21 protein-coding genes are annotated in these 21,274 nt (G+C 59.4%); 7 read left to right on the plus strand and 14 right to left on the minus strand.

Annotated features, from left to right (window positions below):
• Nucleotides 1-40: 40 nt before the first annotated feature.
• The 4 genes from EPK99_RS06010 to EPK99_RS06025 form a co-directional block, all read right to left on the minus strand.
• Nucleotides 41-1,282 (minus strand): M24 family metallopeptidase, encoded by a 1,242-nt coding sequence (locus EPK99_RS06010; RefSeq protein WP_128442028.1) that lies wholly within the window; start codon nt 1,280-1,282, stop codon nt 41-43.
• A 163-nt stretch (nt 1,283-1,445) separates the two neighbouring features.
• Nucleotides 1,446-1,745 carry a DUF2934 domain-containing protein gene (locus tag EPK99_RS06015; RefSeq protein WP_128442031.1) on the minus strand — a complete coding sequence of 100 codons (300 nt, stop codon included), beginning with the start codon at nt 1,743-1,745 and terminating at the stop codon, nt 1,446-1,448.
• Between the two features lie 100 nt (nt 1,746-1,845).
• Complete coding sequence (gene gnd, locus EPK99_RS06020; protein ID WP_128442033.1) at nt 1,846-2,853, minus strand: phosphogluconate dehydrogenase (NAD(+)-dependent, decarboxylating); 1,008 nt, start codon at nt 2,851-2,853, stop codon at nt 1,846-1,848.
• Nucleotides 2,854-3,320: 467 nt separating this feature from the next.
• Nucleotides 3,321-3,641, minus strand: a complete 321-nt coding sequence (locus EPK99_RS06025) for an oxidoreductase (RefSeq protein WP_128442035.1) — start codon at nt 3,639-3,641, stop codon at nt 3,321-3,323.
• 715 nt (nt 3,642-4,356) lie between these two features.
• On the opposite strand from EPK99_RS06025, the gene EPK99_RS06030 reads away from it, so the two are divergent.
• From EPK99_RS06030 to EPK99_RS06055, 6 genes are all read left to right on the plus strand, one after another.
• On the plus strand, nt 4,357-4,746 hold the full coding sequence (locus EPK99_RS06030) for a DoxX family protein (RefSeq protein WP_128442037.1): 390 nt from the start codon (nt 4,357-4,359) through the stop codon (nt 4,744-4,746).
• 198 nt (nt 4,747-4,944) lie between these two features.
• Nucleotides 4,945-6,471, plus strand: a complete 1,527-nt coding sequence (locus tag EPK99_RS06035; RefSeq protein WP_128442039.1) for an ABC transporter substrate-binding protein — start codon at nt 4,945-4,947, stop codon at nt 6,469-6,471.
• A gap of 102 nt (nt 6,472-6,573) precedes the next feature.
• On the plus strand, nt 6,574-7,515 hold the full coding sequence (locus EPK99_RS06040) for an ABC transporter permease (RefSeq protein ID WP_164901709.1): 942 nt from the start codon (nt 6,574-6,576) through the stop codon (nt 7,513-7,515).
• Entirely contained in the window at nt 7,515-8,387 is an 873-nt protein-coding gene (locus tag EPK99_RS06045) for an ABC transporter permease (RefSeq protein ID WP_128442042.1), read from the plus strand. Before EPK99_RS06040 ends, EPK99_RS06045 begins: the two co-directional genes overlap by 1 nt.
• A gap of 1 nt (nt 8,388) precedes the next feature.
• Nucleotides 8,389-9,597, plus strand: coding sequence for an amidohydrolase/deacetylase family metallohydrolase (locus EPK99_RS06050; RefSeq protein WP_128442044.1), 1,209 nt, complete (start codon nt 8,389-8,391; stop codon nt 9,595-9,597).
• A 29-nt stretch (nt 9,598-9,626) separates the two neighbouring features.
• Nucleotides 9,627-10,139 carry a RidA family protein gene (locus EPK99_RS06055; RefSeq protein ID WP_128442187.1) on the plus strand — a complete coding sequence of 171 codons (513 nt, stop codon included), beginning with the start codon at nt 9,627-9,629 and terminating at the stop codon, nt 10,137-10,139.
• Between the two features lie 12 nt (nt 10,140-10,151).
• On the opposite strand, the gene EPK99_RS06060 is transcribed toward EPK99_RS06055, so the two are convergent.
• Entirely contained in the window at nt 10,152-10,979 is an 828-nt protein-coding gene (locus tag EPK99_RS06060) for an IclR family transcriptional regulator (RefSeq protein WP_128442046.1), read from the minus strand.
• A 77-nt stretch (nt 10,980-11,056) separates the two neighbouring features.
• Here EPK99_RS06060 and EPK99_RS06065 point away from each other — a divergent pair, with 77 nt between their 5' ends.
• Complete coding sequence (locus EPK99_RS06065) at nt 11,057-12,253, plus strand: aminotransferase class V-fold PLP-dependent enzyme (RefSeq protein WP_128442048.1); 1,197 nt, start codon at nt 11,057-11,059, stop codon at nt 12,251-12,253.
• Between the two features lie 91 nt (nt 12,254-12,344).
• Here the strand turns inward: EPK99_RS06065 and EPK99_RS06070 are convergent, their stop codons facing one another.
• The 9 genes from EPK99_RS06070 to EPK99_RS06110 form a co-directional block, all read right to left on the minus strand.
• Nucleotides 12,345-14,075, minus strand: a complete 1,731-nt coding sequence (locus EPK99_RS06070; RefSeq protein WP_128442050.1) for an ABC transporter substrate-binding protein — start codon at nt 14,073-14,075, stop codon at nt 12,345-12,347.
• Between the two features lie 75 nt (nt 14,076-14,150).
• Complete coding sequence (locus EPK99_RS06075) at nt 14,151-14,432, minus strand: DUF2160 domain-containing protein (protein ID WP_128442052.1); 282 nt, start codon at nt 14,430-14,432, stop codon at nt 14,151-14,153.
• 16 nt (nt 14,433-14,448) lie between these two features.
• Complete coding sequence (locus tag EPK99_RS06080) at nt 14,449-15,276, minus strand: carbohydrate ABC transporter permease (RefSeq protein WP_128442054.1); 828 nt, start codon at nt 15,274-15,276, stop codon at nt 14,449-14,451.
• Between the two features lie 13 nt (nt 15,277-15,289).
• Complete coding sequence (locus EPK99_RS06085; protein ID WP_128442056.1) at nt 15,290-16,156, minus strand: carbohydrate ABC transporter permease; 867 nt, start codon at nt 16,154-16,156, stop codon at nt 15,290-15,292.
• 3 nt (nt 16,157-16,159) lie between these two features.
• A complete protein-coding gene (locus tag EPK99_RS06090; protein ID WP_128442058.1) occupies nt 16,160-17,230 on the minus strand; it encodes an ABC transporter ATP-binding protein in 1,071 nt (356 codons plus the stop codon).
• Between the two features lie 10 nt (nt 17,231-17,240).
• Nucleotides 17,241-18,317, minus strand: coding sequence for an ABC transporter ATP-binding protein (locus tag EPK99_RS06095; protein ID WP_128442060.1), 1,077 nt, complete (start codon nt 18,315-18,317; stop codon nt 17,241-17,243).
• Nucleotides 18,318-18,355: 38 nt separating this feature from the next.
• Complete coding sequence (gene glpD, locus EPK99_RS06100; protein WP_128442062.1) at nt 18,356-19,858, minus strand: glycerol-3-phosphate dehydrogenase; 1,503 nt, start codon at nt 19,856-19,858, stop codon at nt 18,356-18,358.
• A 106-nt stretch (nt 19,859-19,964) separates the two neighbouring features.
• Complete coding sequence (locus EPK99_RS06105; RefSeq protein WP_128442064.1) at nt 19,965-20,750, minus strand: DeoR/GlpR family DNA-binding transcription regulator; 786 nt, start codon at nt 20,748-20,750, stop codon at nt 19,965-19,967.
• Between the two features lie 357 nt (nt 20,751-21,107).
• The coding region (locus EPK99_RS06110) for an aminotransferase class I/II-fold pyridoxal phosphate-dependent enzyme (RefSeq protein ID WP_128442066.1) at nt 21,108-21,274 on the minus strand (167 nt) is incomplete at its 5' end.

Here is a 21,274-nt window from a genome sequence, read left to right on the forward strand (position 1 = left end):
AATTGCAAGCCTTCAATGATGCAAACCCAAGTTCACGGTCTCAGGACGACGTGGCCTCGGCCAAATCGCGCAACGTCCAGGGAAGCGTTGTCATGCGCTCATAGCCCGTCTGCGTGATCAGGAACTGGTCCTCGATCATCAACGCGCCCAAACCCTGACCGTAGAAAGGAGCTTCCAGAGCTACCACCATATCTGGCTGGATCACCTCACAATTGCTGGCGGAAAAGAAAGGCCACTCCTCCATCCCCACAGCGCCGCCTACGGAATGCCCGAAATGGCCGCGGTAATATTCGCTGAAGCCATCCCTGCGCATGGATGACAGCATGGCGTTATGTACGGAGCAGAAACTATTGCCGGGCCGAAGTTGCTCCAGACCACAAGCGAATGCAGCTTCCAGAGCCTTGAATATCTCCAGGGCCAGGGCTGGTGCCGGCCCATAGGTGAAGGTTCTTGCTCCATCCGACGAATAGCCGTCGACCAACGCCCCGACATCCGCCTTGATGAGCGCGCCGGGGGACACGGTCGCTGCCATGTCTGCAAGATTCTGTCCTACCGATATAAAGTCCCAGTGGCCGCTGAGAGCAAAGCCGTTTTCTGTCGCATAACCAAGCGCTCCCTCCTTCCACGCTGCCGAGAGGTCAGGAAGTGCCGCTTGCGGCTTGACTGCAGCTGCCATGCGGACAAGCCCTGCTTCCGCAGCCAAAGCGGCGCGGCGCAGCCGGATAATCTCGCGCGCTGACTTTATCGTCCGCATGCGCCGCAGGATCGGCGAGCCGTCCAGCCAGACCACCTTAGGCAACGCCTTTTTCAGTGCCTCGAAATCTACAGCGGGTACGAATTCCAGATCTACACCGATCCTCGCACCAGCGAGTCCCCGTTCCTTGAGGAGGTCGCCAAGCAATTGAAAGGCGACAGCCTTGTCGAATGTTTCCGGACGCGGTCCTGATCTACCAGATCTTACATAGGCGGCGTTGATGTCGTCGATGCTGGCAGTACCTGTCAGATCGAGCATGTCGATCCAGATCCTATGTGTCCGCAGATCCAGATCCGGTGCAGCAGCCCTGATCGCTGCTGCTGCGTGATCGCTTGCCACGGCACCCAAAGTTATGGAAGCATCGGCCGGCACCAGCGCGATCGCTGCACCGGCACGACCCCACATGGTTGCCACTCCGGCCGGGGCTCCCACCGCATAACGGAAGGATTCCGGTTGGAAAAGCGCCAGACCATCCAGGCCCGCTTCCCGCATAAGCGTTTGCGCATAGTTTCTGTCGATATCGCTCATGGCCGCTCCAAGCATTGTCACTCGGAGGCTTAACGTCGCAAGGATGGAAACGCCAGGGTCCAAAAGGCCTCAAAGGCGCGGGGGATATCTCGTCGAGTGTTCTGCAGATCGAACTGCGGAACACTCGTTTGGTCCTTCAGCCTCACAACAGGAGAGCGAAACTTTAAGGTCCTTCAGCGTGCTGAACGGCCGAGTGAGAATCTTCCTCGCCTGTGGTGATTTGCGCCATTGCCTGGCTGGACTTGGCTCCACGGTTGGCTGCGATATCTGCAGCTCCTGCATCTCCTTCAGGGTCGCCCAGAACGGACGTATTCTCCGTCATCGTGTCCTGAGCTTGGCCCTCTGCACCAAATTCCGTAAGGGCTGCCAGCCAGTGGCGGAGATCGTCCCCTTGCGGCCTGCCCTCTTGCTCCCAAAGCGCGTAGGCACGCTCTCTGATCTGCTGCTCGCGATCATTTTCCATGGCTGCTTCTCCTGATTTGCCGTGTCCAGAACAAGCCGCCGAAGATTTGGTTCCCCGCGGGCGCTCTCATCGAGCGGCCGCGGGGAAGATCTTTTGTCGTTTAATGATCGGAACCATGCGGCTTTTCCGCGTGGCCGCCAAAGGCGGCTCGCAAAGCCGAAAGCACCTGATTGGAATATTGCTCATGCCCTTGCGACGTAAAGCGCTGGAAGAGAGCGGACGACAGGATCGGCAGCGGCACGCCCGTGTCGATCCCTGCCTTAAGCATCCATCGGCCTTCGCCGGAATCGGACACGCGGCCGCTGAAGCTTTCCAGCGTCGGGTCGTTCTTCAAGGACTGCGCCAGAAGATCCAATAGCCATGAGGACACCACGCTGCCATGGCGCCACACTTCGGCAACTTCGGTCACATCAATGTCGAACTGATAGTATTGCGGGTGCTGCAGAGGGCTGGTTTCCGCATCGACTGCGCGATTCTGCTGCCCTGCATTGGCAGCTTTCATCAGGTTCATGCCTTCCGCATAGGCGGCCATCATGCCGTATTCGATGCCGTTATGGACCATCTTGACGAAATGGCCGGAGCCGCTCGGGCCGCAATGCAGATAGCCCAACTCGGAGGTACGCCCGGATGCCACCTCCATACCGGCTCCCGGCGCCAGAGATCGGAAAATAGGATCGAGGCGTGTGACGGCCTCGTTCGGTCCGCCGATCATCAGGCAGTAACCGCGATCCAGACCCCACACGCCGCCACTCGTGCCGACGTCGATATAGTCCAGACCCTTTTCGGCAAGGCGCCCGGCCCGATCGATATCATCCTGGTAGTTGGAATTTCCACCGTCGATGATCGCATCGCCCGTAACAAGCACGTTCGAAAGATCGACAATTGTTTTTTCGGTAATTGCAGCCGGCAACATCAACCAGATCGCGGCAGGCTTGGCCAGCTTGGAGACCATGTCCTGGAGAGATTGGGCTCCGATGGCACCCTCGCCGACAAGGGCTTGCACATTGGCAGAATTGACGTCGTAGACGACACATTCATGCCCGCCGCGCATGAGCCTGCGAACCATGTTCGCACCCATGCGACCCAATCCTATCATGCCAATTTGCATTGTGAATCCTTTCCAGCAGACGCCAATGTCTTGGCGATACGGTCGCGGCAGCGATCTTGCAAGCCGAAACTGGAAGCTCTGGACCCAGCACAGCCGAAATCGCCTTTAAGTGAACGCAATTATCCCGGCGCAAAGCCCACTGTGCTTGACATTTCGAAAGGAACATGAGAACAAAAGAAGAACATAGGAGATTGCGATGCAGAGAACAGACGAAGTCGTCGCTCGCGCCCTTGCAGCAGTAGCGGCATCTAAAGCGCTTCGAGAGCGCCACGATCAGCAGAGACGGGAAATTTACAGCCGGATCGAGCTGGCGTCGCTCAGGACGCCGCATATTCCGAAAGGAATACAATTGCCGCTCAGGCTTGATAGCTGAGCGAATAGATCGGCGGGCAAGCAGAATATCTGGCCGTAGTGGAAGCAGATGCAAATGAGGGACCCAACGGGTCCCCCATTCGAACGTCAAGCTATTAGCAGCTGGCGCCTGTATTGCCGGCTGTGCCCGTGTCATTGGTGCCGGAAGACGCCGAACCCGTCATTGCGCCGGTGCTACCGGTGCCCTGGTTGGCGCTGGTCGGACCGCAATTGGTGCGGCTGGAGCTGGTGCCGCCATTGCCGTCGCTGCCTGTGCCGCCGCCCGAACTGCCGCTGGCGCCGGAATTGGAGCCGGAGCCAGTACCCGAGCTGGAGCCGGAAGTGCCGGAGCCGGAGTTTCCGGAGCTGGACTGGGCAACTGCCGCAGTTGCCAGGCCAAGCGAAAGTGCGGTGACAGTCAAAATCTTGGTAATCATTGGGTTTTCCTCTCAAGGGTCATCTATGCGCCCTCCAGAAAACCAAACCGGCGGGAAGCAATAAGGTTTCCGCCCATGAAGATATTTATTGCGTGATCGCTGGATATTGCTTGTGAGCGTAATGGAACTCACTCTCTCTTATCGTAGCAGCAATATCCTTTCGCCCATCTATCCAACCGCATAGCGCCTCGACCCGAGGTGCCTATGAAGCGCACGGCTGTGGGTATTAACCTGGAGTTAAGCATGTTCAGTTACGGAACTGGAACCAAGAAGTTTGGCGCATCAAGTTGAGACCGTCGCAGGCGCCCCCCCGAATGTCACTCCTGCGGCTGAGGCTCGACTCGTGGATCACCCCCATAGCGCGTGTCGAGCCTCATCCACCCATATGAGAACGGGCGAATAAACTTCTAATTTAGACTGTTGCTAACCGGCACTCGACACCTCCAGTCCGCTTCGCCATTGTGCGGGCCGACATCGGGAGTTGAGTTATGTATTGTGACTGGAATGCCTCGACTGCGCGTAAGACGTATCTTCTCAAATTTGTAGGTGCCTGGATTGCGGCTATCGCACTCGCCGTCTTTCCCGTCATCTTGGCGGTAAATGCCGTAACCCTCTAGATTACAGTCATATCCTCCTCACGAAGACGTGCTTGAATTTGCATTGACCCAGCCAAGGGCAATGAGCAAACCGGCCGCGTTCAATTGCGGAGTACCCTATGATCAAAAATCTTCAGCAGGCGCAACCAATCGTCCTCAGCATTATGAGGATAGCCGTTGGCCTCGTTATATTTTCCTTTGGAACTGCCAAAATCTTCCATTTTCACGCGGGTCAGTTCATGCCGCCACCGGGGTCCCTTCCCTGGATCGCGGGTCTACTCGAACTCGTGCTCGGCTTCCTGTTCCTGATCGGCCTTGGAACTCGACTTTCTGCCTTCATCCTCTCCGGCGAAATGGCTGCTGCCTACTTCATCGCCCATTTCCCAAAGAGCTTCTTCCCGACCGAAAACGGCGGGTATGCTGCAATCGTCCTCTGCTTCGTCTTCCTCTATTTCGTCACCTCGGGCGCAGGTCCGATCAGCGTCGACAAGAAGCTCGGGCGCGCCTGACGTACGAGTAAAAACAGGCGGCCGGAAGACGTGTGAATTCCGGCTGCCTCCCTTCCGGGTTCTCCGCAGCTGATGAAGCGGAGGCCGCCTGCGCCGGTGACTATTAGGCAAAAGGCGTTTGACAGCCGCCACCAGTCCGATATTCTGTTATTACAACCTACATAACATAATAATGGAACAACGAAACGGGTGGCAATAATGAAGCTGAAACTGGCATTCCTCTTGGCAACCGCGCTCATTGCAGCGCCTCATCTCTCCGTGGCTCAGGAAAAAGGCGGTGTCATCAATGTCGCTACGATCGGTGAGCCGCCGACACTCGACCCTATGGTATCGACCGCCGATCTCGTCGGCATCGTCACCCAGCATATTTTCGAAACACTCTACACGTTCGACAAGGGCTGGAAGGTCACCCCGCTTCTTGCGGATAGCCTTCCTCAAATCAGCGCCGACGGCAAGACATACACGATCAAGCTCCGGACCGGCATCAAGTTCCACGACGGCAGCGACATGACATCGGATGATGTCGTCGCTTCGCTCAACCGCTGGCTCAAGCTCGCTTCGCGCGGCAAGCAGGTTGCAGGCTTCATCGACAAGATCGAAGCCGCCGATCCGGCCACCGTCACTATTTCGTTGAAGCAGCCCTATGCGCCGCTCGTCTCGCTTCTTGCCTTCAACAACTCGGCGGCCATCATCATTCCGTCCGAAAAGCAGGATGAACCGATGAAGGAATTCATCGGCACAGGCCCTTATATGCTGAAGGAGCGCAAGGCGGACCAGTATATCCAGCTCGCTCGCTTTACCGGGTACAAGCCCCGTTCGGAAGAAAGCAGTGGCTATGGCGGTGCCCGCCACCAGTATCTGGACGAGATCCGCTTCGTTCCGGTGCCGGACCCGAACACCCGCGTCGAGGCAGCGGTTTCAGGCCAGTACGACTATGTCGACTCCCTGCCGGTGGAGTCCTTCGACAAGGTCAAGGCATCGACGGCGTCACAGCCCGTGCTGCTGAAGCCGTTCGGCTTTCCGGTCTTCGTCTTCAACACGGCGGAAGGTGTGACCAAGAACGTCGCGATCCGCAAGGCAATCCGCCAGGCGCTCAGCATGGAAGACATGATGGCGGCCGCTTTCGGCAGCAAGGACTTCTACGCGCTGGATGGCAATATTTACCCCAGCAACTTCATCTGGTCGACGGATGCGGGGGTCGAAGGCGCCTATAATGTCGCCGACCCGGAAGCCGCAGCGACCTCTGCAAAAGCAGCCGGCTACAAGGGCGAACCTATCCGCATCCTGACGAGCCGCCAATATGAGTTCCACTACAAGATGGCGCAGGTTGCCGCCGAATACCTGAAGCTTGCCGGATTCACGGTCGATCTGCAGGTGGTGGATTGGGCGACGCTGACCCAGCGGCGGACGGACAAGGGCCTGTGGGACATCTATATCAGCCATAGCCCCTTCCTCCCCGAACCGGCGCTGATCGGTTCGCTCTCCACGAGCTCACCGGGCTGGTGGGATACGCCGGCGCGCAAGGCATCCGTCGATGCCTTCACCTCGGAAGTCGATCCCGACAAGCGGGTTGCACTTTGGGCCAATGTCCAGAAGGCCATGTATGACGACGTGCCTCTCATGAAGATCGGCGACTTCAATGCCGTCGCTGCCAAGTCCACCAAGCTCGAAGGCGTCGACCCCGCGCCTTGGCCTTATTTCTGGAACGCTTCCATCAAGAAGTAAGGCACGAGGAGAACGGATGCCGGCTCCTTGTCCGGCATCCGCCCGCCCCTCCCGTACCGATGAAGAGTTCGTGGCGTCGGTCCACGGACATGGGAACTGGATATGATACGTTACATCCTGCAGCGACTGGCCGGCATGATCGTCGTGATGTTTCTCGTCGTCACGATCGTCTTCGTGATCGTACGTGTAACGCCCGGCGACCCGGCAGCCGTTATGCTCGGTCCGGATGCCACGCTCCAGGATGTGGCGGACCTACGGGCACGGCTCGGGCTGGACCAGCCGATCATCCTCCAATACGTCTTCTATATCGGCCAGTTGCTGAGGGGTGACCTCGGCCAGTCCATCTTTCTCAACATGCCTGTCGGCTCGGCCCTGCTGGAACGGGCGGAACCGACCTTCTTCCTGACGATCTTCTCGCTTGCCATCGCCAGCGTCATCGCGTTGCCGGTTGGTATCTACGCTGCCTACAGGCGCGGATCCTTTGTCGATCAGGTGGCAACGACCGTCGCCATGCTGGCGGCCAGCATTCCCAGCTTCTGGCTCGGGCTGATCCTGATGCAGTTCTTCGCCGTCCGGTTCAATCTTTTCCCCGTCTCCGGCTATGGCGGACCTGGATCGAGCCTTATGGACAGGCTCTACCATCTGGTCCTGCCTGCAATCGCGCTCGGCTTGGTCTCGTCCGCGCTCATCCTGCGCTTCACGCGCGCCTCCATGCTGGATGTTTTGGGCGATGATTATGTGCGCACCGCCCGCGCCAAAGGCCTGGCGGAACGTCACGTCGTGCTGCGGCACGCGCTGAAAAACGCCCTCATCCCGATCCTGACAGTGCTCGGGCTTACCGCTGCGGTCTTGATTTCCGGCGCAGTGGTTACAGAAACGGTCTTCGGCCTGCCGGGTGTCGGCAACCTGGTCGTCTCGGCCGTGCTGCGGCGGGATTACCCGGTCATACAGGGCGCGCTTCTGGTAATCGCAGCCATCTATGTCTTCATCAATTTCGCGATCGACATGCTGTATCTCGTGGTCGATCCAAGGGTTCGCTACTGATGGCCGAGATCACCGATTCGATGCCCGCCCAGCGTGAAGGGCTGAGGTTCATCCGCCAGCTTTTCCGGCGGCGCACGGTAGCACTTGGCGTGCTGGTGCTGCTCATCTTCGTCGCCATCGCATTGCTTGCTCCGTGGCTGACGCCCTACTCGCCGTCTAAGCTCTCGATCGTCAACCGGTTGAAGCCGCCGAGCGGAACCTTCTGGTTCGGAACCGACGAGTTCGGACGCGACGTGTTCTCGCGGACCATTTATGCGGGCCGCCTGTCGCTGCTGGTCGGAGTGGCCGTGGTGACGCTTTCCTCCGTAATCGGCGTCACGCTCGGTCTGCTGGCCGGGTTCTTCCGCCGTCTCGACACGCCGATTGCCCGGTTGATCGATGCAATGATGGCCTTCCCGGACATTTTGCTCGCCATAGCACTGGTGGCCGCGCTCGGTCCTTCCTTGACCACGGTCATCGTCGCGCTTTCCATCGTCTATGCGCCACGGCTTGCGCGCACGGTCCGGGCTTCGACGCTGGTGATCCGCGAACTTCCTTACGTGGAGGCGGCGCAGGCGCTTGGTATCTCGACGTTCCACATCATGACACGGCATGTGTTGCGCAACCTGCTCTCACCCATTCTCGTGCAGGGCACTTTCCTCTTCGCAAGCGCTATGCTGGCCGAAGCGGGCCTCTCCTTCCTGGGGCTCGGTGTCAGTCCGGAAATCCCGACCTGGGGAACGATGATTGCATCCGGACGGCAATATATCGGCCAAGCCGACTGGATGACCTACTTCCCCGGCTTTGCCATCATTCTGTCCGTGCTCTCGCTGCAAATGGTTGGCGATGGGCTGCGGGATATGCTCGACCCAAGACTACAAAGGAATCTTTGACATGACATCCGGAGATAAAGCGCAGCCGCTTCTCCTCACCAACGTCAAGCCGATCGCTTTCGGCGACGGCACGACCGACGCTACCACCGACATCCTGATCGGAGCCGACGGCAAGATTGCCGCCATCGGATCTTCGCTTGCCGCCCCTTCGGACGCGCTACGGGTCGATGGCAAGGGCGCCTGGATTTCGCCCGGCTGGGTGGATCTGCATGTCCATATCTGGCACGGCGGCACGGACATTTCCATCCGCCCATCCGAATGCGGTGCAGAGCGTGGTGTCACCACGCTGGTCGATGCGGGCTCGGCCGGCGAAGCCAATTTCCACGGCTTCCGCGAATACATCATCGAGCCTTCGCGCGAGCGCATCAAGGCCTTCCTGAACCTCGGCTCGATCGGCCTCGTTGCCTGCAACCGCGTCGCGGAACTGCGCGACATCCGCGACATCGATCTCGACCGTATCCTGGAATGCTATGCCGAAAACAGCGAGCACATCGTCGGCATCAAGGTGCGCGCCAGCCACGTTATCACCGGCTCCTGGGGCGTTACGCCGGTAAAACTCGGCAAAAAGATCGCCAAGATCCTCAAAGTGCCGATGATGGTGCATGTTGGCGAACCACCCGCGCTTTACGACGAGGTGCTGGAGATCCTGGGGCCCGGCGACGTGGTCACCCATTGCTTCAACGGCAAGGCCGGATCGAGCATCATGGAAGACGAGGATCTGTTCCAGCTTGCAGACCGCTGCGCGTCGGAAGGTATCCGACTCGATATCGGCCACGGCGGCGCCTCCTTCTCCTTCAAAGTGGCGGAAGCGGCGATCGCCCGCGGTCTCCTACCCTTTTCGATCTCGACAGACCTGCACGGGCATTCCATGAATTTCCCGGTCTGGGACCTCGCCACGACCATGTCCAAGCTCTTGTCCGTCGGCATGCCGTTCGACAAGGTCGTCAATGCGGTCACCCATGCGCCGGCCTCGGTCATCAAGCTCTCCATGGAAAATCGCCTGTCTGTTGGTGAACGAGCCGATTTCACCATCTTCGACATGATCGATGCGGATCTTGAAGCGACCGATTCCAATGGCGACGTGTCGCGCCTGCAGAGACTGTTCGAACCACGCTATGCAGTGATCGGCTCTGAGGCCATCACCGCCAGCCGCTACATTCCGCGCGCCCGCAGGCTCGTGCGCCACAGCCATGGTCTATCATGGCGCTGAGCCTTGCCGCGCCGCCAACCTCCAATTGCATGACAGGACTTTCCGTGACGACATTTTCCGCACAACCGGCCGCAACGGCACCTTCGCCTTATGAACGGCTGAAGTCGCTTGGCATCGTTCTTCCGCCTGCACCAGCACCGATCGCCAATTTCGTGACGCATGTGCGCGAAGGGAACCTGCTTTACCTGTCGGGCCAAGGTCCGCGTGAGGCCGATGGCCATCTGCATTCCGGCAAGGTCGGGGCCGACGTGACGGTCGACGACGCGTATCACCATGCGCGCCTGACAGGCATCAACCTGCTCGCCGTGATGCAGGACGCTCTCGGCGATCTCACGAAGGTGAAGCGGGTCGTGAAACTGCTGGGCATGGTCAACGCCGTTCCGGAGTTCGCAGATCACCCGAGCGTCATCAATGGCTGCTCCGACCTTCTGGTGGACGTATTTGGAGCGGCCGGGCAGCATGCCCGCTCCGCTGTCGGATTCGGCTCTCTTCCCGGCAACATTACCGTGGAAATCGAGGCGATCGTCGCCCTACGCGACTAGCCGAGGACATCGTCAATGGCTGCGCCAGCCCATCAACTGCTCGATCCGTTCCGCCGAAGCTCGCACCTGGTCGGCGTAGTGGCTCTGCTTGCCGAAGGCCTTCTGCTCGGCAAGCACGATGGAAATGGTCGCGACGCATTCTCCCGCAGGGTTGCAGATAGGAGAGGCAATACAGGCAACGGCATAATCGGATTCACCTGCCTGGATCGACAGCCGCTCCTCGAAAGCCTTGGCCGCCGCCTCCGAAAGCGCCTTCGGGTCGACTTCCGCACGACCGGTCGGCGAAGTGCGGGCGCAGCGTTTGAACAATTCCAGCCGCTCGGCATCGCCAAGATGGCCCACGAGCAGGCGGCCAGATGCTGTCCAATTCAGGGGCACACGGGTGCCGACACGGGACGTCACCTGGAAATGGCTCGGTCCGTCGGCCATGGCCAGCACCAGCATATGATCGCTGTCGCGACCGCACAACTGCACTGTCTCGCCCGCCTGGCGGCAGAGGTCGTGCATCTCGTGCGTGGCCGTGCTCATGAAGTCCAGGGAGCGGGCATAGGCGAGGCCGTAATGGTAAAGCCGGGCTCCGAGCCAGAGCGAGCCGTCGGCATTGCGGGTGAGCATGTTCTTGTCCACGAGATCGTCGATAATCACGTAGACGGTAGAAAGCGGCGCTTTGATCGCCTTGGCAATCGCATAGGCACCGGCCGGCGCGCCGGTCTCGTAAAGATGGTCGATGACCTGAAGCGCCCGGTCGATCCCGCTCACTCGGGACCGCTTGACCGCTCCCTTGTCATGATCGACGTCGCCCTCTTCCAACGGAACGGCGGGTAAGGTCATGGCGTCCATTCTGTCTTCCTCTCAAAATCACCCTGCTATTACTTTATTGTGGCATAACTGTCGATGCCGCTCCTCAGGAGAAGAAAATGTCTGACGATATCCGCGCCTCGATCGGCCTTCGCCCGGTCATCAACGTGTCCGGAACCATGACCAGCCTCGGCGCCTCGATCGTCGTGCCCGAGGCCATCCGTGCCATGGCAGCCATCCTGCCGCAGTTCGTGGAGGTGAACGACCTGCAGCGCAAGGCAAGCGCTATAATTTCGAGGCTGACGGGAAGCGAGGCCGGCTTCGTCACCGCCTCCTGCTCCTCCGGCATCAGCCTTGCGGTCGCCGGCGCCATTACCGGTCCGGACCTGCTGGCGATTGAGAAGCTGCCGGATGCGGCGCCGGAAAAGAATGAGGTGCTGGTCCAGATGGGCCACGTGGTGAGCTACGGCGCGCCCGTCGATCAGGCCATCCGGCTTGCCGGCGGAAAGGTCGTGCTTATCGGGCAGGCGACTTCGACCCATCGTTTTCACATGGAAAATGCCATTACGGACAAGACGGCCGCGGCTGTCTATGTCATCTCCCACCACGTGGTAAATTACGGTCTTCTGCATCTGACCGAATTCGTGGAAATCGCCCATGCCAAAGGCGTTCCCGTCATCGTCGATGCGGCGTCCGAATACGACCTGAAGCTGTTCCTGGCTCAGGGAGCGGACATCGTCCTTTATTCGGGTCATAAGTTTTTGGGTGGCCCGACATCCGGCATCGTCGCCGGCCGAAAAGAGCTGGTCCGCAACGCCTTCCTTCAGAACATGGGGATCGGGCGCGGTATGAAGGTGGGCAAGGAGAGCATATTCGGCGTCATGGCGGCGCTGGAGGCTTGGGAAACCCGTGACCATGACGGCATCCGTGAGCGTGAAACAAGCTATCTCCACCTTTGGAAGCAGACGCTCGACGGGCGTCCGGGCGTGACCGCGCTGATCGAACCCGACCCGACCAACAATCCGCTGGACCGGATGCGGGTCATCATCGCCCCGCAGGAAGCACATATCACCGCCTGGGACCTGGCGGCGCAGCTGCGCAGCGGCACCGATCCCATCATCGTGCGCGACCACGAGGTGGAGCATCATTACTTCTACCTCGATCCCTGCAATCTGCATCCCGGCCAGGAAACGGTCGTGGCAGAGAGACTGGCGGAGGAGTTGGACAAGGCGCGCGCCTCCAACGAGATCATCGCGTCGCCGATCGAGGATCTCAGCCGGCATCGGTTCGACGGCATGCTGCGCTGGCCGGACTGACGATATCCGGTTCAACTGGGCTGCGTTAGCGCAATAAAAAAGGCCATCCTGCCGAAGCGACAGGATGGCCAGATCGAAATGCCGATGCCGGTTACTTCTTGGCGTCGGCCCAGCTCTTCACCAGCTCGTCATAGTTGACGGTGACCGGCTTTTCCTTCTCGTTGGCGACCTTCAGCTGCGGCGCAAGATTGCCCTTCGCGACGGCATCCTTGTTCCAGTATTCGAGGTCGTGTTCCTCGGCGAGCTTGGGACCCATTTCGCCCTGCACCTTAGCGCGTTCCAGGCGCTGCAGCACCTTTTCCTGCTCAGCGCAAAGTGAGTCCATGGCTGCCTGCGCCGTCTTGGCGCCGGATGCCGCGTCACCCACTGCCTGCCACCAGAGCTGCGCCAGCTTCGGATAGTCCGGCACGTTCGTTCCGGTCGGCGACCACTGGACGCGGGCCGGTGAACGATAGAACTCGACCAGGCCGCCGAGCTTCGGAGCACGCTCCGTGAAGCTCTTGTCGCGGATGGTGGACTCGCGGATGAAGGTGAGACCGACATGGCTCTTCTTCACATCGACCGTCTTGGAGACGACGAACTGCGCGTAGAGCCAAGCGGCCTTGGCGCGGGCCTCCGGCGTGGACTTCATCAGCGTCCAGGAACCCACATCCTGATAACCAAGCTTCATGCCGTCCTTCCAGTAGACACCATGCGGAGACGGAGCCATACGCCATTTCGGCGTACCGTCGTCGTTGACGACTGGCAGACCCTTCTTGACGGCATCGGCGGTAAACGCCGTGTACCAGAAGATCTGCTGGGCTACTTCGCCCTGCGCCGGAACGGGTCCGGATTCGGAGAAGTTCATGCCCTGTGCTGCCGGAGGCGCGTAAGCCTTCATCCAGTCGAGATATTTCTGGATCGAGTAGACGGCTGCAGGGCCATTGGTATCGCCACCGCGGGCGACGCAGGAGCCAACCGGCTGCGACTTTTCGTTGACCTTGATACCCCATTCATCGACGGGCAGCCCATTGGGGAGACCCTTGTCGCCATTGCCGGCCATGGAAAGCCAGGCATCGGTGAAGCGCCAGCCGAGCGAGGGGTCCTTCTTGCCATAGTCCATATGGCCGAAGACCTTCTTACCGTTGATTTCGCGGCCGGTGAAGAAGGCGGCGATATCTTCATAGGCTGACCAGTTGACCGGTACGCCGAGGTCGTAGCCATACTTTGCCTTGAAGTCGGCCTTGTTCTTGGCATCGTTGAACCAGTCGTACCTGAACCAGTAGAGGTTGGCGAACTGCTGGTCCGGTAGCTGGTACAGCTTCTTGTCGGGCGCCGTGGTGAAGGACGTGCCGATGAAGTCGGCAAGATCGAGGCCGGGATTGGTGACGTCCTTGCCTTCCTTCGCCATCCAGTCGGTCAGCGAGCGGGCCTGCTGATAGCGCCAATGGGTGCCGATCAGGTCGCTATCGTTCACATAGGCGTCGTAGATGTTTTCGCCCGACTGCATCTGCGTCTGCAGCTTTTCGACCACGTCCCCTTCCGAGATCAGGTCGTGGGTGATCTTTATGCCGGTGATGGCCGTGAAGGCGGGCGCCAGCACCTTGGATTCGTATTCATGCGTGGTCAGAGTTTCGGAAACGACCTTGATGTCCATCCCGGCAAGAGGTTTGGCAGCATCGATGAACCACTGCATTTCCTTTTCCTGGTCCGCCCGTGGAAGGGAGGAGAGATCGCCGATTTCTTTATCGAGGAACTGTTTTGCCTCGTTCATGCCGGCAGAGGCAGTACCTGCCAGTGCCAGCAATATGCCTGCCGTCGTTGTTAGTAGATGCGTTCGCATAATGTCCTCCCAAAGGTTGCGATTGCAGTCCGGTAACAGGCGTCCAATCCTCCTGACGCCTCTTAGAAGCTTGCCTCAAACGAAGCGGAACACGCCGATGGCGTAGACCACTGCGAGGGCAAGAGCCCACCACAGGTTGGGGCCGACAAGCCCCAGCCATGCGAGATTGATGAATGCGGAACCCAGCAGCGAGATGAAGAGCCGGTCTCCCCGCGTCGTCTCGAAATGCAGAATGCCTTTGCGCGGTGAGCCGCCGGGCACGAAATATTCCCACACGCTCATGCCCACCAGAAGAGCAAGGATCGTCAGGAAGAAAATTCCGGTCGGCCAGGTCCAGGCCATCCATGTCAGGTTCATGTGCGGTCCCTCCCCTTCACACGCGACCGAGCGCGAAGCCCTTGGCGATATAGTTGCGGACGAAATAAATCACGAGCGCGCCGGGCACGATGGTGAGCACACCGGCCGCCGCCAGCACACCCCAATCCATGCCGGCAGCGGAGACTGTTCGTGTCATGATCGCCGAGATGGGCTTTGCCGCTGTGGTCGTGAGCGTGCGGGCCAGCAGCAGTTCTACCCATGAAAACATGAAGCAGAAGAAGCCTGCGACGCCGATGCCGGACGCGATCAGCGGCATGAAGATCTTCACGAAGAAGCGCGGGAAGGAGTAACCGTCGATATAAGCGGTTTCGTCGATCTCCTTCGGGACGCCCGACATGAAGCCCTCGAGTATCCAGACTGCGAGCGGCACGTTGAACAGGCAGTGCGCCAAGGCCACTGCGATGTGGGTGTCGATCAGACCGAAGGCGGAATAGAGCTGGAAGAACGGCAGGGCGAACACGGCAGGCGGCGCCATTCTGTTGGTCAGCAGCCAGAAGAACAGGTGCTTGTCGCCGAGGAACCGATAGCGCGAGAACGCATAGGCCGCTGGCAGTGCCGCAGATACCGAAATCAGAGTGTTCAGCGCGACGTAGATGATCGAGTTGATGTAGCCGTTATACCAGGACGGATCGGTGAAGATGACCGTGTAGTTCCGCAGCGTCGGACTGTGCGGCCATAGCGCAAAGGCCCCGGTAATCTCGGAATTCTCCTTGAAGCTCATGTTGACGAGCCAATAGATCGGCAAGAGCAGAAAGACGATGTAGAGCGTGCAGACGAGCCAGGAGAGGTTTCCGGCAGGCTTGTATTTCGGGTTGGCGGCCATCGGTTCTCCTCCCTCAGGCGTCGGCATCGCTGCTGGTCATGACGGTGTAGAACACCCAGGACATCAGCAGGATGATGAGGAAGTAAATGATCGACATGGCAGCGGCCGGGCCGAGGTCGAACTGTCCGATCGCCATCTTGACGAGATCGATGGACAGGAAGGTGGTCGAGTTGCCTGGCCCGCCACCCGTCACCACGAAGGGTTCGGTATAGATCATGAAACTGTCCATAAAGCGTAGGAGCACAGCGATCAGCAGCACGCGCTTCATCTTCGGCAACTGAATGTAGCGGAATACCGCCCAGCGCGATGCGCCATCGATCTTGGCTGCCTGATAATAGGCGTCGGGAATGGAGACGAGACCTGCATAGCAGAGCAGCACGACAAGGCTCGTCCAGTGCCACACATCCATCAGGATAACGGTGGCCCAAGCGTCGCTCGGATTACGCACGTAGTTGTAGTCGATCCCGATCGCCTCCAGCGCATGGCCCAGGAGCCCGATATCGACACGGCCGAACACCTGCCAGATCGTGCCGACCACGTTCCACGGGATGAGCAGCGGCAGCGCCATCAGCACGAGACACACAGGCACGCCGATGCCGTGCTTGGGCATGTTGAGCGCAATGAAGATGCCCAGCGGGATCTCGATCAGCAGGATGACGAAAGAAAAAATCAGGTTGCGCACCAGCGCATCCCAGAAGCGCGAAGAATGCAGCATCTGGACGAACCAGTCCGTGCCGGCCCAGAAGAATTCGTTGTTGCCGAACGTGTCCTGAACCGAATAGTTGACCACCGTCATCAACGGGATAACGGCGGAGAAGGCCACCAGCAGCAGCACCGGCGTAACCAGAAACCAGGCTTTGTTATTCCAGGTCTTTTCCATCCATCACACCTTTGCGCCGATGCGCCACGAATTGGCGTAGATATTGACAGCAGAAGGGTCGAAGCTGATCCGTGCCTCTGCGGGAATGTCCTCGCCCTCTGCCGACACAATGGCGATAGGCTGCCCCTCGAACTCGGCGCGGACGATCCTATGGCGGCCGATATCTTCCACGCGGCTTATACGCACCGGCATGCCTTCGCGACCGATGCGGATAAACTCGGGGCGGATGCCGATCTCGATCCTGTCACCGGCCTTGACGTCCGGAGCATGATCGAGCGCCACGGCTTGCGCGCCAACATGCGCGTTCGAACCCTCCAGGCGGGCAGGCAGTACGTTCATGCCGGGCGAGCCGATGAAATAGCCGACGAAGGTGTGGCGCGGCCGTTCGAATAGCTCGGCCGGCGTACCGATCTGAACGATCTCGCCCTCGAACATGACGACGACCTTGTCGGCGAAGGTGAGCGCTTCCGTCTGGTCGTGCGTCACATAGACCATGGTAAAGCCGAACTGCTTGTGCAGCCGCTTCAGCTGCGAGCGCAGCACCCATTTCATATGCGGGTCGATAACCGTCAGCGGCTCATCGAACAGGATGGCGTTGACATCGTTGCGCACCAGGCCGCGGCCGAGCGAAATCTTCTGCTTCTGGTCGGCGGTCAGCCTCTGCGCCTTGCGGTTCGACCAGTCGGCAAGGTCGATGATTTCGAGCATGTCGCGGACGCGTCGATCGACTTCCGCTTCCGGGACATTCCGGTTGCGCAACGGGAAGGCAAGATTGTCGTAGACGGTCATGGTGTCGTAGATGACCGGAAACTGGAACACCTGGGCGATATTGCGCTCCTGGGTGGAAAGGTCGGTCACGTCCTTGCCGCCGAACAGGATGCGCCCATGCGACGGATGCAGAAGGCCTGATATGATATTGAGCAATGTGGTCTTGCCGCAGCCGGATGGGCCAAGCAGCGCATAGGCGCCGCCGTCTTCCCATTCATGATCGACTTCCCGCAGCGCATAGTCCTTTTCCGAACTTGGGTTCGGACCGTAGGCGTGGCGGATGTGATCGAGAGTTATGCGTGCCATTCTCGTTCCCTCACGCCGCCATTTGGGTGGAAATGGCGGCACCATCTTCGCGGAAAGCCATCAGGTGCCGGCTGTCGAGGAATATGTCGACCTGCGTATCCGGGTCGATGTCGTGAATGCCGGGCGCCAGCATGATCCAGCGCGCACCGCCAAAATCGAGGTGGACGAAGCTTTCCGACCCGGTGATCTCGGCGATCTGAATCCGCGCCCTGAGACGGGGGGCGTTCGGCGTCTGGGGGGCCAATGCCAGATGGTGAGGGTGGAAAGCGATCGTCACAGGCCCATCGGCGATATGCGCAAGATGAGCCGGCACCGGCATGTCTCCGCTGCCGCTGTGCCGGAAAGTGCCATTGGCCTTGATCACGCCAAGCGAATTCAGCGGCGGATCAGCAAAGGTCTTGGCCGTCGCAAGGTCTCCCGGTTTGCGGTAGACCTCGATGGTCGGGCCGAACTGCGTTATCCTGCCTTCACGCAGGGTCGCTGTATTGCCGCCGAGCAGCAGTGCTTCGTGGGGCTCGGTGGTGGCATAGACGAAGATAGCACCGGACAAGGCAAAGATCTTAGGCAGTTCCGCCCGCAGTTCCTCGCGCAGCTTGTAGTCCAAGTTTGCAAGCGGCTCGTCCATCAGCACCAGGCTCGCATTCTTGACCAGGGCGCGGGCAAGTGCGGTACGCTGCTGCTGCCCGCCCGACAGATTGAGCGGGGTACGGTCGAGATAGGGCGTCAACCGCATCAACTCGGCAGCCTTGCGCACCTCCCGGTCAATTGTGGCGGAATCCTTGCCGGCGATGCGCATGGGAGAGGCAATATTCTCGTAGACGGTGAAAGCCGAATAATTGATGAACTGCTGGTAGACCATGGCGACATTACGCTTCTGCACCGGCATGCCGGTCACATCCACGCCGTCAAAGACCACGCTTCCGCTCGTGGGGCGGTCGAGCCCTGCCATCAGCCGCATCAGCGAGGTCTTGCCCGAGAGCGTCGGCCCGAGCAGAACGTTCAAGCTGCCACGGGACAGCGAAAGGCTGGTCGGGTGAATATGATAGTCACCTCCCACCAGTTTTGCCGCGTTGCGCAATTCCAACATGTCGTCCCGTGCCTCCTCACACCGGGAACATGCCGCTTTTATACAGCCAGGCTAACCTGCTGTGCGGCCATGTACTCCTCCAGATCCCTTGCCTGCTCCTGCGTGAGACGCAGGCCCTCCTTCGTTCTGCGCCAAAGCACGTCCTGCGCGCTCATGGCCCATTCGTGGTCAATCAGGTAGCGCACCTCCGCCTCGTAGAGATCGCTGCCGAACTGTCGCCCCAGATCCTCTATCTTCTCAGCGCTCCCCAGCACCATGGCCGAGCGCGTCCCATATCGCCGTACCAGCCGCCGGGCCAGCCGCTCCGGCAGGAAGGCATACCGCTGCTTCAGCTTTGCAACTTCTGCGTCATAACCTTGCACCGGAAAATCACCGCCCGGCAAGCGGCTTTCGGCAGTCCATGCCGGACCCTTGGCGCCGATCGTCTCGGCGACCTTCTCAAGAGCATGTTCCGCCAGCCGCCGAGATGTCGTGAGCTTGCCGCCGAACACGTTGAGCAGCGGTGCGCCCTGCCCGTCTTCGACCTTCAGTACATAATCGCGCGTGGCTTCTTGCGCCTTCGACGCGCCATCGTCGAAAAGCGGACGCACGGCGGAATAGGTCCAGACGATGTCGGCCGGCGTTACCGGCTCCTTGAAATATTCCGAGGCCGCATTGCAGAGGTAGACCGTCTCCTCCTGCGAGATGCGGACATCCTTCGGATCGGCGGTGTAATCGCGATCCGTGGTGCCGATCAGCGTGAAGTCGTCTTCATATGGAATGGCGAAGATGATCCGGTTGTCGGGGTTCTGGAAGAAATACGCCCGCGGCCCCTCGAATTTTTTTCGCACGACGATATGGCTGCCCTGCACGAGCCGAACATGGTGCGCGTCATTCTGGCCGAAGGCGCTGCGGATCACCTGATCCACCCACGGACCGGCCGCGTTCACCAGCATTCGCGCCTCATGGGTTTTCCTGGAACCGGTGTTCACATCGACCGTTTCGATCGCCCAAGCGCCGTTTTCTGCCTTGGCCGAAACCACCTTTGTGCGCGGCATGATAAGGGCACCGCGATCCGCCGCATCACGGGCACTCAGCACCACCATGCGCGCGTCGTCGACCCATCCGTCCGAATATTCGAAAGCTTTGGCAAAAACCGCCTTCAGCGACTTTCCCGCTTGGTCTTTGCGAAGATCGAGGACGCTTGTAGCCGGAAGGAGCTTGCGACCGCCGAGATGGTCGTAAAGGAAAAGCCCAAGCCGGATCAGCCAGGCAGGCCTTATCCCACCCTTTTGGTAAGGCAGCACGAAACGCATCGGCCAGATGATGTGAGGTGCCATGGCCCAGAGAACCTCACGCTCCATCAGCGATTCCCGCACCAGGCGAAACTCGTAATGCTCGAGATAGCGAAGTCCGCCATGAATCAGCTTGGTCGCACCGGAAGAGGTGCCGGATGCAAAATCGTCCATTTCGGCGAGAGCAACGGAATAGCCGCGACCGATCGCATCCCGCGCGATGCCGCAGCCGTTGATCCCCCCACCAATGACGAAAAGGTCGTGCATTCCCGAACTCGCCCCTCCCAGAGCCGAAATATGACAGCCTGTGCCGAGGCGGTCATTCGAAACTATCAGGCATTAAATCGAAAATATTTCGAATGTCAAACGAATGTCAGGCGACCACCGGAGGTTCTCCGATCAAAGCTTCTACGAGCCTCACGCCGCTTTGCTCGCACAGCGTTTTTATCGAGGGAGAATCACATTGGTCGGTAATGAAAGTGTGCACTTGACTGATCTGGGCGATGCGCACCGGAGCCGTGCGTTCGAACTTGGTCGAATCGGCAACAAGGATTACGTGACGCGCATTGGCGATTATCGCCTGCGCCACTTTGACTTCACGAAAATCATAGTCCAATAGGGCGCCGTCTGGATCGATCGCCGATGCACCGATCACCGCGTAATCCACCTTGAACTGACGGATGAAATCCACCGCAGCTTCGCCGACGATGCCCCCATCCGATTGCCGCACGACACCGCCGGCGATAACGACTTCCATATCGTCAATAACGCGCAAACGGTTGGCAACGTTCAGATTGTTAGTAATGACCATGAGGTTGCGATGGGCGATAAGGGCCTCACCCACAGCCTCGGTCGTTGTGCCGATATTGATGAAAAGCGAAGCGCTCTCGGGAATGATTGCGGCGGCGGCGGCACCAATCGCCTGCTTTTCCGCTGCAGCGATCTGGCGGCGCGCGTCATAGCGCATATTCTCCGTACCGCGCGGAAAGGTAGCCCCACCGTGGATGCGAGTAAGAAGCTGCGCATCGCACAGATCGTTGAGGTCTTTACGGATCGTCTGCGGCGTCACGGAAAACTGGGCGGCAAGATCTTCGACAAGCACACGACCTGCCGAGCGGGCCTGCTGGATAATCTGTGCCTGACGCTCCGTCACATACATTTTCTCCTCCCTTTCGGCTTGCTTTCACTTTGGGATAAAACGAGCGTCACGGCAACAGCATGTTTTATCCGTCATGACAGCCGGCAGAGGTACTTGCGAAGGAGTTGAAAAACAAAAAGCCTGCCGCGGGAGGAGGTGCGGCAGGCTTCTTGAAACAGTAGAGCAACAGCTGGGAGGAGGAATGCCGCTGCTCCGGCAAAGATCCTTGGGAGGAGGATAAGGATCTTTGCAAAATCGGCCCTTCCTGGGAGGAGGTAGGTCAAGCCGACAAGTAGGAAGATACAGTAAAATCGCTCAAATCATAGGCAGGTTTAAGCAGGGCAGCTATGCAAGATCGTTATGCCTCATCTCCTGCCCTCAAGCGACCTGTCTTGCGAGTGCGCATCGGGACCAGAGCTGGTGGAGGGACGAGACGAGGTGCTCGATATCGGCATCGGTATGCAGCGGCGTCGGCGTGATGCGCAGCCGCTCCGTCTTCTTGGCGACCGTCGGATAATTGATCGGCTGCACATAGACGTCGCAGG

It is taken from the genome of Neorhizobium lilium (assembly GCF_004053875.1).
Classification (GTDB): Bacteria; Pseudomonadota; Alphaproteobacteria; order Rhizobiales; family Rhizobiaceae; genus Neorhizobium; species Neorhizobium lilii.